This is a genomic window from Streptomyces sp. NPDC049040, from assembly GCF_043197715.1.
GTDB lineage: Bacteria > Actinomycetota > Actinomycetes > Streptomycetales > Streptomycetaceae > Actinacidiphila.
Window position 1 is genome coordinate 5,639 of the sequence record NZ_JBICTO010000036.1, and the last position, 15,079, is coordinate 20,717.

The 15,079-nt window shown below is 68.8% G+C and carries 10 protein-coding genes; 4 read left to right on the forward strand and 6 right to left on the reverse strand.

Translation table 11 applies throughout. The features are described from left to right. Positions 1-274: 274 nt before the first annotated feature. On the reverse strand, positions 275-1,855 hold the full coding sequence (locus ACGFMP_RS36835; protein ID WP_393678409.1) for an arabinofuranosidase catalytic domain-containing protein: 1,581 nt from the start codon (positions 1,853-1,855) through the stop codon (positions 275-277). Between the two features lie 1,090 nt (positions 1,856-2,945). On the opposite strand from ACGFMP_RS36835, the gene ACGFMP_RS36840 reads away from it, so the two are divergent. Then, complete coding sequence (locus ACGFMP_RS36840; RefSeq protein WP_393678411.1) at positions 2,946-4,061, forward strand: ricin-type beta-trefoil lectin domain protein; 1,116 nt, start codon at positions 2,946-2,948, stop codon at positions 4,059-4,061. Positions 4,062-4,160: 99 nt separating this feature from the next. Beyond that, positions 4,161-5,696, forward strand: a complete 1,536-nt coding sequence (locus tag ACGFMP_RS36845) for an arabinofuranosidase catalytic domain-containing protein (protein ID WP_393678413.1) — start codon at positions 4,161-4,163, stop codon at positions 5,694-5,696. Positions 5,697-5,801: 105 nt separating this feature from the next. Here the strand turns inward: ACGFMP_RS36845 and ACGFMP_RS36850 are convergent, their stop codons facing one another. The 4 genes from ACGFMP_RS36850 to ACGFMP_RS36865 all read right to left on the reverse strand — a co-directional run bounded on the left by ACGFMP_RS36850 (position 5,802) and on the right by ACGFMP_RS36865 (position 11,077). Further along, a complete protein-coding gene (locus ACGFMP_RS36850; protein WP_393678414.1) occupies positions 5,802-7,733 on the reverse strand; it encodes a hypothetical protein in 1,932 nt (643 codons plus the stop codon). A 110-nt stretch (positions 7,734-7,843) separates the two neighbouring features. Then, on the reverse strand, positions 7,844-8,797 hold the full coding sequence (locus tag ACGFMP_RS36855; protein ID WP_393678415.1) for a carbohydrate ABC transporter permease: 954 nt from the start codon (positions 8,795-8,797) through the stop codon (positions 7,844-7,846). Next, on the reverse strand, positions 8,787-9,665 hold the full coding sequence (locus ACGFMP_RS36860) for a carbohydrate ABC transporter permease (protein ID WP_393678425.1): 879 nt from the start codon (positions 9,663-9,665) through the stop codon (positions 8,787-8,789). The genes ACGFMP_RS36855 and ACGFMP_RS36860 overlap by 11 nt, the downstream gene beginning before the upstream one ends. Before the next feature lie 32 nt (positions 9,666-9,697). Then, a complete protein-coding gene (locus ACGFMP_RS36865; protein ID WP_393678417.1) occupies positions 9,698-11,077 on the reverse strand; it encodes an ABC transporter substrate-binding protein in 1,380 nt (459 codons plus the stop codon). 402 nt (positions 11,078-11,479) lie between these two features. Between ACGFMP_RS36865 and ACGFMP_RS36870 the strand changes: the two genes are divergently transcribed. Further along, positions 11,480-12,259: a FadR/GntR family transcriptional regulator gene (locus ACGFMP_RS36870; protein WP_393678419.1), complete on the forward strand. Its 780-nt coding sequence runs from the start codon at positions 11,480-11,482 to the stop codon at positions 12,257-12,259. 285 nt (positions 12,260-12,544) lie between these two features. Continuing rightward, entirely contained in the window at positions 12,545-14,185 is a 1,641-nt protein-coding gene (locus tag ACGFMP_RS36875; RefSeq protein ID WP_393678421.1) for a glycoside hydrolase family 27 protein, read from the forward strand. 129 nt (positions 14,186-14,314) lie between these two features. Here the strand turns inward: ACGFMP_RS36875 and ACGFMP_RS36880 are convergent. After that, on the reverse strand, positions 14,315-15,079 hold a 765-nt coding region (locus ACGFMP_RS36880; RefSeq protein ID WP_393678423.1), incomplete at its 5' end, for an endo-1,4-beta-xylanase.

Genomic DNA, 15,079 nt, shown 5'->3' on the forward strand with positions numbered 1-15,079 from the left:
CCGCGGGGCCCCGCGCCGCCCCCGCCCCCCCCCCCCCCCCCCCCCCCCCCCCCCCCCCCCCCCCCCCCCCCCACGGCTGCGCTGATCTGTCACCCGGGCAGAACCGCTGTCGGCGGACTTCCGTGCGAGGGCCCGTACGCCGACGACTCGATGGCAATGAGCGCACGGCTCCTCCTCGGGCGTCGAGGTCGCGGCGCTCGCACGGGGACGGCCCGCCGGGTGCGCCGGCGGGCCGTCCGAGTTGGTGGATGTGGTGTCCGAAGGGCGGCTTGTGTCAGCCGAGCGTCCATTGCTGGTTGCTGCCGCCGTTGCAGGTCCACAGTTCTGCCAGGGCGCCGTTGGCGGTGGAGGCGCCGGTGACGTCGAGGCACAGGCCGGATTGGGCTCCGGTCACGGTGCCGTTGGAGTTGAGGGTCCATTGCTGGTTGGCGCCGCCGTTGCAGGTCCAGGTCTCGACCTTGGTGCCCGCGGTGGTCTGGTGGTTGTAGGCGTCAAGGCACAGCTGGCTGCCACCGGAGAAGACCGTGAGCTGGCCCGAGGAGGTACGCGTCCAGCTCTGGTTGGCCTGGCCGTTGCAGTCCCAGATCTGCAGCTGCGTACCCGGCGTGGTCGAGGAGTTCGGCACATCGAGGCACTTGCCCGCACCCACCGCGTGCAGCGCACCGGTCGTACCGTTGCCGGAGGAGTTGGTGTATCCGGCAGCGGTGATGTTGGCCTGTACGGCGTCCTCGGTGGCGTCGGTCGGGTAACCGGAGGTCATGACGCCTTCGTAGAAGGTGCCCTGGGCGCCCTTGCTGTTGTCGCCGCCGGTGCCGAGGATGATGGCGCCCTGCTTGCGCATCGGGTTGTAGCCGGAGACGTTGGGGCGCGGGCCGCTGTAGAAGGTGGACAGGCCGCCGGACTGCGCGTTGCCGCCGCGGATGGCCCACTGGTTGTGGGTGCCCTTGATGATGGCGGTGGTGTAGCGGTAGTTGATGGTGGGGTCACCGGAGTTGAGGTGCTGGTTGACGCCGGAGAACAGGCCGTTCTCCAGGTCGGCCATGATCCACGGGCCGTTGCCCGAGCCGTAGCCCCAGACCTTGATGTTGCCGAAGTAGATGGCCTCCATCGTGCCGTTGCCGTCGTCATTGCTGTCGGTCTCGGCGTTGCCGTAGTCGAAGCAGCAGCCGCCGTTGTAGTGGGTGCCGTCGAAGATGGCGTACATGCCCTCGGGGTTGTCGCCGGTGGCGATGCCGTTGGTGTGGTTGTTGCGGTAGCCCGTGCCAGGGGCGACGAAGACGCCGTAGGCCTTGTGGCCGCCCACCGTGGTGGGAGCCGCGGTGGCGCTGGCGAGGTTGTCAGGACCGCCGGCCGCGCCGCCCGCGGGCGCCTGGGTCAGGTTGTTGCTGCGGCCGGACTGGTCATAGATGACCGTGATCAGGCAGCTGGTGCCGGAGCAGAAGGAGTCCTGTGCGGCGGCGTCGGCGTAACCGCCGGCGCTGAGCAGTCCGATGTCCCTCGTGGCGTTGTCCGAGGCACGCCTGACCTGGTACAGGGGTCCGTTGTACGCCGAGTACAGCGCCCGCGTCGTACTGTGCGCCGCCACACATGGTGTGCCGCCGGACGCGTAGATGTCACACGGCCCGGAGGTGGCCGCCCGTGCCGTACCGGCCCCCACCGCACCGCCGGCCAGGGTGCCGACGACGAGCAGGGCTGCCGCTGCCAGCTTGGCCGGAAGAGCCGCCCGCCGGCGCAGCGGCGTCTGGGCGGGGTGATTCCCGGCATTCGACCGGGTCCGGCGCAGGGCCGATTCCCAGACACGGCGGATGCCGCCGCGCCGGGAGGGCGCACCGCCTCGTGTGAGCCTGTCATCCATCGGATCTCCCTTCTGGGCGCGGTCCCGTGGGACCGCGCATGCTGGCGCTGTCGTGGACGGGTGAGCGGCTGGTCCGGAAGGCCGGCCGGGAAACGGAGCGGCGTGATCGCGGCGGATCCGTTGCCGATGGGTGGACGGCCCTGAGCCGGCGGGCAGATACGACAGGGGCGGTTCTGAGGTTCACGCAGGTCTCCTGGCAGGTGGGGGGCAGCCAAGTGCGAGTGCAACAGACGCTATGTGAGCGCTAACATATTGCCCGATGAGACGCCCGTTTTTCGGGGCGGCGTCTGTCGTCGGAACGACGGCAGCGTGCTGCATCGGGCTTGTGGTGTCAACCCCCCTCGCCGTGCTTGCCGTCCACGAGTCCGCGGGCCGTTCCGTGGTGTCTGCTGTCCTATACATCGAGTCCGGTCAGGTCTGCTGCGTGACGGACAGACGGCGACCGGGGCTCGCCGATCAGGCGGAGTTCGCGATGTGCCGATGGGAGGCATCCCCACCCCTGATTGCCGACGGCCGCATATGTCGTGGCGCTGTGAACTGGCACTTCTGATGGTGGACGCGGCGGAACGGGTCGAATTCCGAGCCCACGGAGAGCGGTTGTGCCGCCGGCTCACCGATGGCCCGGTGCAGCGCTCTTGAGTTTCGGCGCATGGATATGTCAGTCTCATCGTGGCCCGCTGCCACGGCTGTCCGAGCAGTGGGTATGCAACCCGCCTCCGTGCAATCCCCCCACACCGAGGGTTGTGAGCGCTCACAATCGGCGCCGCAGGCCCTTATGCAGGAGTCCCCCGTGAGAGCAGCAGCGCATCCGACCCCGCCCCCGTTTCCGCGCCAGGGCGGCGCATCGCATCACCGTGCCGACGTCCGGCAGCCATGACCGGTCGTCAGCACCAACTGGCAACTGGTCAGCCGTTCCCCGCCGCCCCGCTGTCCGGGTAGGCAGTCTCAGGCCTGCATGCCGGAGCCGTGGGCCCGGTCACCCATCCAGGTTCCGCGGTGCGAACCGACGCCGCTGCGACGTGCCACCGCTGACGGCACGCCCTGCCCTTCATCCGGGGCGTCCGCCCTCCTCACCAGACGAGGAAGCCTCATGAAAAGACCTCTCACCGTCCTCCTGCTCGCCCTGGCCGCGACACTCTGCTTACCGGGCATCGCGTCGACCGCACCAGCCGCGGCTGCCAGCGCGGCGTCCACGACACCCCTGCGCCTCATGCCTTTGGGTGATTCGATCACCTGGGGCGTCGGAAGCAGCACGGGCAACGGATACCGTGCCGCGCTGTACAACGGGCTCGCGGCCGACGGCCATCCGCTGGACTTCGTCGGATCGCTGCGTGGCGGAACGATGTCCGACCCGGACAACGAGGGGCACTCCGGCTACCGCATCGACCAGGTGGCCGCCCTCACCGACGCGGCCCTGGCTCGCTACCAGCCCAATGTCGTCACCCTGGAGATCGGCACCAACGACCTGAACGGGAATTACCAGGTCTCCACGGCCACCACCCGGCTCAGGTCGCTCGTCGACCAGATCACCCGCGATGTCCCGGGCGCCACCGTGCTGGTCGCCTCCCTCGTCGTGTCCACCAGCGGGACGGAAGAGCAGTACCGCGGCGCGTACAACCAGGCCATCCCCGGCATCGTGCAAAGCGAACAGGCCGCGGGCAAGCACGTCGGCTACGTCGACATGAGCGCGGTGACCACCGCCGACCTCTCCGACTACCTGCACCCGAACGACACCGGCTACCAGAAGATGGCCGACGCCTTCAGACGGGGTGTCCAGGCGGCCGACGGCGCCGGCTGGCTGGGCGGCTCCGGATCCGCTTCCGGGCCGGTCCGCTCCGGGATCACGGGGAAGTGCCTCGACGTCAGGAACGGCAGCGCCGCCGATGGCACCCCGGCCCAGATCTACACCTGCAACGGCGCCGCTGCCCAGAGCTGGACCGCCTACGCCGACGGCACGCTTCGCGCGGTCGGGAAGTGCCTGGACGCCACCGGGCGCGGCACCGCCAACGGGACGAAGATCGAGATCTGGACCTGCAACGGCGGCGCCAACCAGGTCTGGCAGGCGGTGAACGGGTCCTACCGCAATCCGGTGTCCGGCCGCTGCCTTGACGACCCCGCCTCCTCCACGACCGACGGCACGCAGCTCCAACTGTGGGACTGCAGCGGCCAGGCCAATCAGAAGTGGACCGCCCTGGTCCCCGGCTGAGCCGCGCCGACACGAACGCCGGACCGGCGTCCTGCCGTCCGGGCGTGACACGCACGCCCGACACGGCGGGAGCACCACCCCACAACCGAAGGAGAGCCGATGCACAGCTCCAGAACCTTCCCACCCGCCGGCCTACGGCGGGCGAGACCCCTGCTCATCCTCCTGCTGGCCCTGGCGATGGCCGCCGCTGTCTTCGGCGGCCGGGCCGCAGCGAGTGGCCCGAGTGCTCAGGCGGAGGTTGCCGCGGCCCGCCCGGCGGCCGCCGCGGCCTCGTCCCTGCCCTGCGACATCTACGCTGCCGGTGGCACACCCTGCATCGGGGCGCATTCCACGACCCGCGCGCTGTTCGCGGCGTACAGCGGGCCGCTCTACCAGGTCCAGCGCGCCTCCGACCACAGCTATCACGACGTGGGCCTGCTGTCCGCGGGCGGATACGCCGACGCCTCGGCCCAGACGTCCTTCTGCGCCGGTACCTCATGCATCATCAGCAAGATCTACGACCAGAGCACCCGCCACAACGACCTGCCCATATCCTGGGGCGGTTACTGGAAGGGGCCGGGCGCGAACGGGGCGGACGTGGGCGCCGACGCCGCGGCGCTGCCGATCACCGCGGGCGGCCACCCCGTCTTCGGGGTCAAGGTCAAGCAGGGCGTGGGATACCGGATCGACCATGCCAGCGGTGCGCCCACCGGCTCGCAGCCCGAGGGCATCTACATGGTGACCTCGTCCAACTTCACCAACCAGTGGTGCTGCTTCGACTACGGCAGCGGTGAGAACACGCACACCGACACCGGCAACGCCACCATGAACTCGATCTACTGGGGCAACGCCTGCTGGTTCGGCGGCTGCACCGGCACCGGTCCCTGGGTCGAGGCCGACCTGGAGAACGGCATGTTCCACACCGGGAGCGGGTCCAACCACGACGCGAACAACCAGGGTGTGCACTTCCCGTTCGTGAGCGCCTGGGAGAAAAACAACGGAACAAGCAACTTCACACTGAAATACGGCAATGCCGCCAGCGGAAGTCTCACCACGACCTATTCGGGCGGACTACCCAACGGCTACTCGCCGATGAAGACCGACAGCTCCCTGCTGCTGGGAACCGGTGGTGACAACAGCGTCTCCGGCCAGGGCGAGTTCTTCGAGGGCGCGATCACCGCCGGCTTCCCGTCGGATGCCACGGAGAGCGCGGTCCAGGCCAGCATCACCGCTGCCGGCTACGGCGGCTCCACCTCGGGCGGCGGAGGCACCAGCGGCGTGCTGCGCGGCAGTGCCTCAGGCCGCTGCGTGGACGTACCCAATGTCAGCCAGACCAACGGCACGCAGACCGCCCTGTGGGACTGCAACGGCGGCTCGAACCAGCAGTGGACCCTCACCAGCGCAAAGGAACTCCAGGTCTACGGCAGCAAGTGCCTGGACGACGAGGCCAGCGGTACGGCCAACGGCACCCGGGCGGTGATCTGGGACTGCAACGGCCAGAACAACCAGAAGTGGAACATCAACTCGGACGGCAGCATCACCAACGTGCAGACGGGCCTGTGCCTGGATGCAAGCGCCTACGGGACAGCCAACGGCACACTGGTGCAGTTGTGGACATGCACCGGCGCCACCAACCAGAAGTGGGGCCGCAGCTGAGGTGACATGACCCCGAGCCGCCCCCGCCGCGATGGCCGGGGGCGGCTCCTCGGCATGCGAGACCGCCGGCAGGCGCAGTTGCGCGCGCCGCACGCGAGCGGCGCCTCACGAAGCGCTGCGTGGGGTGTGCTCGTCGAACGGGGTGCGGTGGGAGGGCCGCCGGGTGCGCAGGTCGAGCCGCAGGGTGAGGCGGACGGTGCTGGAGCGGGGGAGCTCCACCCGCAGCCAGGGTCCGCCGACCGTCGCCGAGGCGGCAGTCACCGTCGGGGCGGTGTGCCCGTAGTCGTACAGGTCACCGATCCAGGACGGGTCCTCGCAGACGCTGTACTCCACCGAGCGGATGGTGTGCTCGCTGAACGCGCCGGCCTGCACGATCACTGATCGCGCCGATTCGGGATCGAGGTTGACCAGGTCGACGACCGTGGCGTGCGGGGCGATGGCCGAAACCAGCGCCGCGACCCCGGCGGGAAGTCCCGGACGGCGGGCGACGGCGTCGTGGTAGCGCACCCGCGCCTGCTGCAGACCGCCGTTGTAGACCACCTGGGGGCCGCCCCAGGTCAGCTGGACCAGTGCCTCGGTGACCACCGGGTTGGACTGCTGCCACAGGTGGATGTCCGCTTCCGGCACGTCCCGGTCCCGGTACATCTCCATACGGGCCAGCCGGTGCCGTACCTGCGCCTGGGCGGCTGCCAGGATCTTCTCCGGATAGCCGGGATCGTCGCCCGCCAGGAAGGCCAGCCATGGCTCCTCGTGGCCGGCCTCCTCCTTGCTGCGGAAGGAGCGGACCGTACGCCAGTCGTATCCGGCGGCCGAGCGCAGGCGCTCGATGCGGGCCAGGTCGGCGTCGGAGGCCGTGTGGTGCCACAGAGCCGTCGGGACGGCCATCAGCATGGGGTTGTAGTCGAACCAGCCCTCGTCCTCGTACCGGAAGGGCACATGGAAGGTGGGTGTCCGCACGTCCTCCGCCAGCTGTGGGATCCATTTGGACCGGATACTCGAGTCGGCCTCGGTGAAAGCCATCACCTTGCCCTGCGAGATGATCTCGTCCAGGACCGGCCGCACCAGATCCAGGTAGGAGTCGTCGCCGGTGGCCGCCGCGCCCGCAAGGGCGGCCACGATCGCCGCATGTCCCACGCTGTACCAGCCGTGCGGCCAGGACCAGCCGTAGTGGCCGCCGTACCAGCGCCCATCCAGCAGCCCGCCGACCGTACCGTCCGGGGCGACGTTGTCCGGCAGGATGCCGTCATTGCCGGCGGCGCGCTCCCGCCAGGCGCCCACGTACTCGGCGATCCAGTCCGCGTAGCGCTGCTCACCGGAGAGCATCCAGGCGTTCAGGACGAGGCCTGCGGCCGAGAGGTTGACCGCGGTGTCACCTGAGCCCATCCTCCGGCTCATCTCCGCGCCGAGCCGCGGGTCGGCTTCGAGCGGAGGCGGCTCCGCGCCTGGGGGCATGATCCATCCGAGGGGGAAGCCGTACATCTGCGCTTCCTTCGGCAGCCACGGGTAGGCGTCGCCGTCGGACAGACCGCCACGTCCGGGGTCGCTGCCGTTGTGCGGACGGCAGATGATGCGGTGGCGCGGGTCGTAATTGCCGTGCACGGGGTCGACGTACAGGTCCGCGAAGCGCCGTGCCCGGTCGGCCCAGCGCTCGGGGGCGGCCATGCACAGGAAGTAGAGCAGCAGCAGGCTCTCGCCCTGGTGGAACCAGTCGTACCCTCGCTCGTATTCGTCCTTGAGCATGCCCAGCTCGGTCAGCTGGCGGGTGACACCCTCCCAGTGGCGCTCGGATTGGGCCAGCAGGTCGTCCGCTCCGCCCAGCAGGTACAGCTGCGGCCAGTTGAAGAAGACCTCGTAGAAGTCGTCCACGCCGTCCCGGGACGTCAGTTCACCGGTGTAGCGCAGACGCCCGTCGGGAAGCGTGAAGTCGCGGGCGAACCTGCGCCAGGACCGGTCGAGCAGGTCGAACAGCTCGCGCTGCGCTGTCGCCCAACCCGGTGGTTCGAGCAGCGGCACCGAGGCGGTGATGACGGGATGCATCGGGAGGAGCTCCATTCGCGTTGGGGCGCGGCCGCGTGCGGGCGCACGGCGCGGCACACCGGCCGCGGGGCGGGCGGTGTGCCGCGCGTCGCGCGGGGTGGGCGGCCGGGTCAGCTCTTCGCCGAGCCGGCGAGCATGCCGGCGACGAGGAACCGCTGGGAGAAGAGGAAGACGATCAGGACGGGGACGATCGCCAGCAGCGTGGCCAGGGCCAGTTCGGGCCGCTCGACCTGCAGCGTGCCGGCCGTCGGGTTGAACTGCGGGACCGAGTCCAGCAGTGTCCCCAGGCCGACCTGGACCGGAAGCTGGTCGCTCTGCGGCAGCATGACGTACGGCAGGTAGTAGTTGGTCCAGTTGGCGACGAATCCGAAGAACCCGACCAGCGCCACGACAGGGGCCGCGAGCGGCAGAGCCACGCGGCGGAAGACCCCGAACTCCGAGCAGCCGTCCAGCCTTGCCGCGTCCAGCAGTTCCCTTGGCAGGGCGGTGCTGAAGTAGATGTACGTCAGGTACACCCCGAACGGGTAGAACGCGTACGGCAGGATGATCGACCACATCGAGCCGATCAGGTGGACCGCGTTGACCTCGAGGAAGAGCGGCACGACCAGGGTGGCGTTCGGCATCAGCATCACCACGAGTGTGGCGACCAGCAGCGCCCGCCGGCCCCGGAATTCGGTCATCGCCATCGCGTAACCGGCCGGCACGGCCACGCACAAGGTGATCACCAGGGCGAGGAAGGAGTAGACGGCCGAATTCCGCAGCCATCCGAGGATCGCGTCGTCCTGATAGGCGGTCAGGGCGTTCCAGTTGGCGTGCAGCGCGTGGAGGGACCCGAACGACAGCGGATTGTCGTGCACCAACTGGTCGTCGGTCTTGGTGGCCGCCAGCAGCAGCCACAGCACCGGCACCACGAAGAAGACCGCGAACAGCAGGAGCACCAGGGACGGCAGCGGGTTGAGCCTCCTGCGCACGGAGCGGCCGGACAGGACCAGGTCCGGCTGTCGCGGTCCATGCCGGCTGCCGGAGGAGGGGGCGACCGCGGGCCGCCCGATGTCAGTCCGCATCGAAGAACCCCGATCTGGCCACGAAGACCCCTGCCACGACCAGTCCGACCACGAGCAGCTCGACCGACACGGCGGCCGCAGTGTTGACGTCGTTGTTCTGGAACGCGAAGTCGTACGCGAGCTGGTTGAGGGAGTAGTCCCGCCCGGCGACACCGACGCTGGCCTGGGACAGCAGCTGCGGCTCCACGAACAGCTGGGTGCCGCCGGCGAAGGCGAGGATCACCATGTAGACGATCCACTTGCGCAGCAGCGGGATCTGGATCCGCCAGGCGGTCTGCCAGGCCCCCGCACCGTCGATCCGCGCGGCTTCCAGGACGTCCTGCGAGATGTTGTTCAGCGCCCCGTACATCACGACGATCCAGCCGCCCGCGCCGGTCCAGAAGGCGATGAGGGTGAACAGGATCGGCAGGTGCCCGGGGGCGATGACCTCGCCGAAGGTGTGGTAGCCGAAGGCCCGCAGCAGGAAGCCGACCGGGCTGACCGTGGGGTCGAGAACGAACAGCCACACCATGACGCCGGCCGCTCCTGCGAGTGCGCCGGGCACGTAGTAGAGGAACCGCAGTGCCTTGCTGACGCCGCTCAGCGCCAGGCGGTGCAGCAGCAGGGCGAGCCCGACGACGAAGACGACCAGCGACACCAGCCACCAGACCAGGTAGAGGGCCACGTGCTCCACGGCGGGGGCGAATCGGAAGTCGTCCATGGCGGTGGAGAAGTTGGACAGGCCGCTGAAGGTGCCGCCTGCGTCGGTGAAGGCGTAGTGGATCGCGTAGCCGGTCGGCACGACCCCGAAGGCGATCAGCAGGACCGTGTAGGCGGCGACGAAGCCGTGCCCGGCCCGGCCGGGCCACAGGGTGCGCACGTTGCGCACCGGTGCCCGGCCGGTCTTGGCGGGTGGCGCCGTCACTTGGTCGTGACCTTGTATCCGGCGGTGCGGGCGTAGTTGGCGATCGCCGTCTGCCAGGCCGGCAGCAGGGACACGATGGACTTGCCCGCCGTCAGCTGGGGAGTCACCGTGGCGGCCCAGACGGCCTCCTGGCTGAACTGGCCGTAACCCCAGCCGGGCCAGACCTCGTCCGCCGCGGCCTGCAGCGGGGCGGAGATGTCGCCGGTGAAGAAGTCGGAGGAGGCCTGCTTGGCCAGCCAGTCCTTCGCCGCGGCGGCGTAGGCCGGGTAGCCGGGGGACAGCTTGGCCTGGTAGTCGTCCGAGGTCGTCACCCAGGTGAGGAAGGCGGTGGCGGCCTTGAGGTTCGCGCTGTGCGCGGACAGCAGCCAGGTTCCGCCGCCGACGTTGCCCGCCGTGCCGCCGGTGTCGGCGGACCACTTGGGCATCGGCGCGACGGCTATCCGGTGTGCCGGGGTCTTGAACGTTCCCTGGAACAGGGCGCCGCCGAACCAGGACGGGCCGGGCATCATGAGGATCTTGCCGGCCTGGTTCTTGTCGAAGTCGGAGCTGAAGACGCTGCTCATGGACATCGTCTTGTTCTTGATGAGGGTGTCGAGCAGCGACGCCATGCGTGTGCAGTTCGCGCTGCCGGTGTCGACCGTCACCGCCTTGGGCCCGGTGATCTGGTTGGCTCCGCACTTGCTCGGCCACATGTAGAGTTCGGGCGCCCAGGTGTCACCGGCCGAGCCGACCAGATGGCCGGGGTGCTCGGTGGCCACCTTCTCCCCGAGCGCCTGGTACTGCTCCCAGGTCTGCGGGACCTGGTATCCCCACTGCTTCATCAGCGGCGCGTCGTACCACAGCACGGTCTGGGCGAGGTCGTTGCGCAGGCAGTACAGCGTGCCGTCCACGGTGCAGGGGGTGTTGGCGCCCTTGGCCCAGCCCGACAGCGTCGACTCCGGTATGAGGCCCTTGTTCAAAGGGGCGGTGAAGCCGGCGTCGACCGCCCAGGTGGTCTCGTTGTTCTGGGAGCTGAACACCACGTCGGGCCAGCCCTTGTGGGTGCGGTTGAACAGACTGACCTTCGTGCGCAGGTAGTTGGAGCCGTTCGCGTCCCCGTCGTAGCTGACGATGTTCAACTTCACCTCGGGGTGCAGCCGCTGGTACAGCTTGGCGGCGTCCATGCGTGAGGCGTCCACCCACACGGTCAAGGCGCCGCCTGTCTGCTTGACCGGCCGGAAGCCGCCGTGGGAAGCCTTGCCACTGCCGCCTCCGCCGCAGGCGGCGACCGTGGCCAGCACCAGGGCGCCGGCCATGACCAGCACGCCGGTGCGTCTGCGGGATCTGCGGGTGCCGTCCGGTGTGTTCGCGCCGACCGCGCGGACCTTGGCTGTCATGAACAACTCCACTACGTCGTGGGGCCCGTCCATCGCTGGCACGCGGGCCGGGATATGTCGCACTCCTGGAGGGAATGGCAGACAGGTGGGAGCTTGGTGGTCGCCAGGACCCAGTCGTCCTGACCTGGATTCCTCAGGCGAAGAGGCATCGGGCTTCGGTCACACATAACAAGGCCAGCCCGCGGTGGAGTCAACAGGATGAGCATGTTTATTTCCTGGATCTTTTGACCCTGAGGCCTTGTTGAAGTGGAATATGTGACGTTTCGATGCGGTATGAGACGGCATTGAAGAGAAATAAGTCCTACACATATCTTGGAGAAGGGTGTCCGCTGTATGCTGCGGCATACGTCGGACCGGTCGCGTGCCGCGTGGCTGACGGCGGGAGATGAAGGAGGCGGCTCGTTGGACGGCAAGCCCGTACTTGCGGCGACGGGCGGCACCGCTTCGGCGCCGGCAGACGCTCAGGAGACCGCGGCCTATCGACCGGGCTACGAACGCGTGGCCGAGGAGATCCTGCGGCTCATCGCCGATCTGCAGCTGCAGCCGGGCGATCGAATGCCGACGGAGAACCAGTTGGCCTCGCGCCTGGGTACCAGCCGTACCGTGGTGCGTGAGGCCGTCAAGATCCTTTCGGCCATCGGGCGGATCCGTGCCCAGAAGGGCCGTGGCCTGTTCGTCGCCAATGACGAGGGCATGCTGGGCTCGTCGCTGTGGGGGAGCTTCTTCCTGCCCACCGATCTCGACCACGTCTACCGCCTGTTCGAGTTCCGCCGGGTGCAGGAAGCCGCGGCCAGCCGGCTCGCCGCGACCAGGGCGACGCCGGCAGACCTGCGCGCGATCGAGGAGGCCGCCGAGACATGCCGGGAGGGCCACCTCACCGGCCGGCACGACCTGTTCGACCGCGGCGACGACGACTTCCACCTCAGCGTCGCGAAGGCCTCGCAGAATCCGTTTCTGGTGGATGCGGTCCGCGAGGCCCGGCGCCTCCAACGCCAGTCCAGCACCATCGGGTTGCACGGTACGGTCGGCGGCCATGCCGAGGAGGCGGTGGCGGAGCACGCGGCGATCCACCGCGCGATCAAGGACGGCGACCCGGAGGCCGCGGCGCAGGCGGCCACCGTCCACCTGGACCAGACCCTGGAAGACTATCGCCGCGAGATCCAGCGCCGCGTGTTCGGCTGAGCCGCCGGCAAGTCTGCTCCTGCACACCATCGGCGGCACCTGCACGCGATACTCCATCAAGAAAGAAATTTTCCCACCACTCTTGACGGCCTGAACGCACAGGAGTTACCTACTTCACACAGCGGGCGGGCGTGCAGTCGGCCTGCCGCGCCCCAGTGATCCCAGCTTCCCGATCCGTCCAGGCCGCACGAGTCGTGGTCATCACCCGACCTCCCTCATGCGCCGGACGGAATAGGGCGGCGGGACATGTCTCCCCCACGATTCGGCCCAGGAGGTCGACACACCATGGTCAACAGCAACGCGAGGGCCGGGCGATGGATTGCCCGGTCGCCACTCGGAAGAGTGTTAGCGCTAACAGTTTCAGCCCTGCTGCTTTCCGTGGGCGCCTCGCTCGTCGCCCCCGGCGCGGCGCAGCCTGCTGCAGCCCTGGGCAACGGGCTGGCGCTGACACCGCAGATGGGCTTCAACGACTGGAACGCCTACGGGTGCAACGTCTCGGAGTCGTTGATCAAGTCCACGGCGCTGGCCATGCACAACAACGGCATGCAGGCCGCCGGCTATACCTACGTCAACATCGACGACTGCTGGATGACCCACAGTCGCGACTCATCGGGCCGGCTGGTGCCGGATCCGTCGAAGTTCCCTGACGGCATCAAGGGCACGGCGGACTACGTGCACTCTCTGGGCCTGAAGCTGGGGATCTACGAGGACGCCGGCACCGCGACGTGCGCCGGCTACCCCGGGAGCCTGGGGCATGAGACCACCGACGCGGCGACCTTCGCCTCGTGGGGTGTGGACTACCTGAAGTACGACAACTGCAACAACAACGGTGTGGCGGGGCAGTCCCGGTACACCGCGATGCGGGACGCGCTCGCGGCGACCGGCCGGCCGATCCTGTACAGCCTGTGCAACTGGGGCCAGGAGAACGTGTGGACCTGGGGCGCCGGAGTGGGCAACAGCTGGCGCACCACCGGCGACATCAACGCGAGCTACTCCAGCATGCTGTCGATCTTCCACAGCAACGTGGGTCTTGCCTCCTATGCGGGTCCTGGCCACTGGAACGACCCCGACATGCTGGAGGTCGGCAACGGGTCCCTGACCGCCACCGAGGCCCGGACGGAGTTCAGCCTGTGGTCGGAGATGGCGGCTCCCCTGATCGCGGGGACCAACATCGCCTCCGCCAGCTCCACCACCCTGTCCATTTACACCAACTCCCGTGTGATCGCCGTGGACCAGGACTCGCTGGGCAAGCAGGGCACCATGGTGTCGTCCGGCGGCGGCCTGGACGTGATGGCCAAACCGCTGTCCAACGGCGACGTGTCCGTGGCGCTGTTCAACGAGACCGGATCGACGGCGACCATCAGCACCACTGCCGCGGCGATCGGCAAGACCGGGGCCTCCGGTTACACCCTGACCGACCTGTGGTCCGGTGCGACGTCCACCACCTCGGGCGCCATCAGCGCCTCGGTCCCGGCACACGGCACCGTGATGTACCGGGTCGCGGGCGGAACCACCGGCGGTGGGACCGGCACCACCGGTGCGCTGCACGCGGTGGGTGCGGGCAAGTGCCTCGAGGTGCCCGGTTCGTCGGGAACCGCGGGCACGCAGGTGGACATCAGGGACTGCGGCGGCACGCCCAACCAGACCTGGACCCGTACGTCGGCAGGTCAGCTGACCGTCTACTCGGGCAGCTCTCAGATGTGTCTGGACGCGTACAACAACCAGACCACCGCGGGTACCAAGGTCGAGATCTGGTCATGTAACGGCCAGGCCAACCAGCAGTGGAGCGTCAACTCCAACGGCACCGTGACCGGTACCCAGTCCGGTCTGTGCCTGGACGTCACCGGCGCCTCCACCGCCAATGGCGCCTTGGCCGAACTGTGGACCTGCAACGGTGGCAGCAACCAGCAATGGACGCTGGGATAACCCGGGGCCGACGGTCCTCGAAGGGGCGCCCCGCGCGTGGGCGTCACACGTGAAGCCGGCGTCGGACACCTCGCAGTGCTGGAGGTGTCCGACGCCGGCCGCGGCCTGATCGGCGGTGCTATCGCCGTGTCAGCTCCACTTCTGGTTGCTGCCGCCGTTGCAGGTCCACAGCTGGATCTTCGTCCCGTTGGCGGTGGCGGCACCGGTCGCGTCCAGGCACAGCCCGGACTGGACTCCGACGATGGTTCCGTCGGAGTTGATGCGCCACTTCTGGTTGTCGGCACCCCAGCAGGTGTAGATCTGCACCTTGACACCGGTGCCGGTGCCGGCGGCGTCCAAGCACTTGCTCCCCAGGACCCTCAGCTCGCTGTCGGAGGTGTAGGTCCACTGCTGGTTGCTGTTGCCGGAGCAGTCCCACAGCTGCACCTGGGTGCCGTCGGTGGTGGTGGAGTTGGGCACGTCCACGCAGCGTCCGGAGCCGGCACCCTTGATCACCCTGGTGCCGCCACCGCCGCCGCTGGTCGGCGGTGTGGTCGAGCCACTGCCGCCCAATGCGTTGAGCACCGCGGTGTAGGCGGACTTGGCGTTTCCGTTGCCGTCGAAGAGCAGCGGGCTGTCAGCGCTTCGCCAGGAGTCGCTGTCGCGGATGCCCCAGACGGTGATGCCGGTGCAGCGGGCGACGTTCATGCAGGCCTTGACGGTGTTGGTGTAGTTGGTGGCCGAGGCCTGGGCGATGTCGAGTTCGGTGAGCTGGACGTCGACGCCCAGGGCCGCGAAGTTCGACAGGGTGGTCTGGAAGCTGGACGGCGGCCCTCCGTTGCCGAAGTGGCTCTGGAAGCCGACGCAGTCGATGGGCACGCCACGGGACTTGAAGTCCTTGACCATGTTGTAGAC

What these genes read in the sequence shown, in the direction of transcription:
- ACGFMP_RS36835 (WP_393678409.1), bottom strand. Translation starts at nt 1,855, where the DNA reads ATGGATGACAGGCTCACACGAGGCGGTGCGCCCTCCCGGCGCGGCGGC.
- ACGFMP_RS36840 (WP_393678411.1), top strand. Translation starts at nt 2,946, where the DNA reads ATGAAAAGACCTCTCACCGTCCTCCTGCTCGCCCTGGCCGCGACACTC.
- ACGFMP_RS36845 (WP_393678413.1), top strand. Translation starts at nt 4,161, where the DNA reads ATGCACAGCTCCAGAACCTTCCCACCCGCCGGCCTACGGCGGGCGAGA.
- ACGFMP_RS36850 (WP_393678414.1), bottom strand. Translation starts at nt 7,733, where the DNA reads ATGCATCCCGTCATCACCGCCTCGGTGCCGCTGCTCGAACCACCGGGT.
- ACGFMP_RS36855 (WP_393678415.1), bottom strand. Translation starts at nt 8,797, where the DNA reads ATGCGGACTGACATCGGGCGGCCCGCGGTCGCCCCCTCCTCCGGCAGC.
- ACGFMP_RS36865 (WP_393678417.1), bottom strand. Translation starts at nt 11,077, where the DNA reads ATGACAGCCAAGGTCCGCGCGGTCGGCGCGAACACACCGGACGGCACC.
- ACGFMP_RS36875 (WP_393678421.1), top strand. Translation starts at nt 12,545, where the DNA reads ATGGTCAACAGCAACGCGAGGGCCGGGCGATGGATTGCCCGGTCGCCA.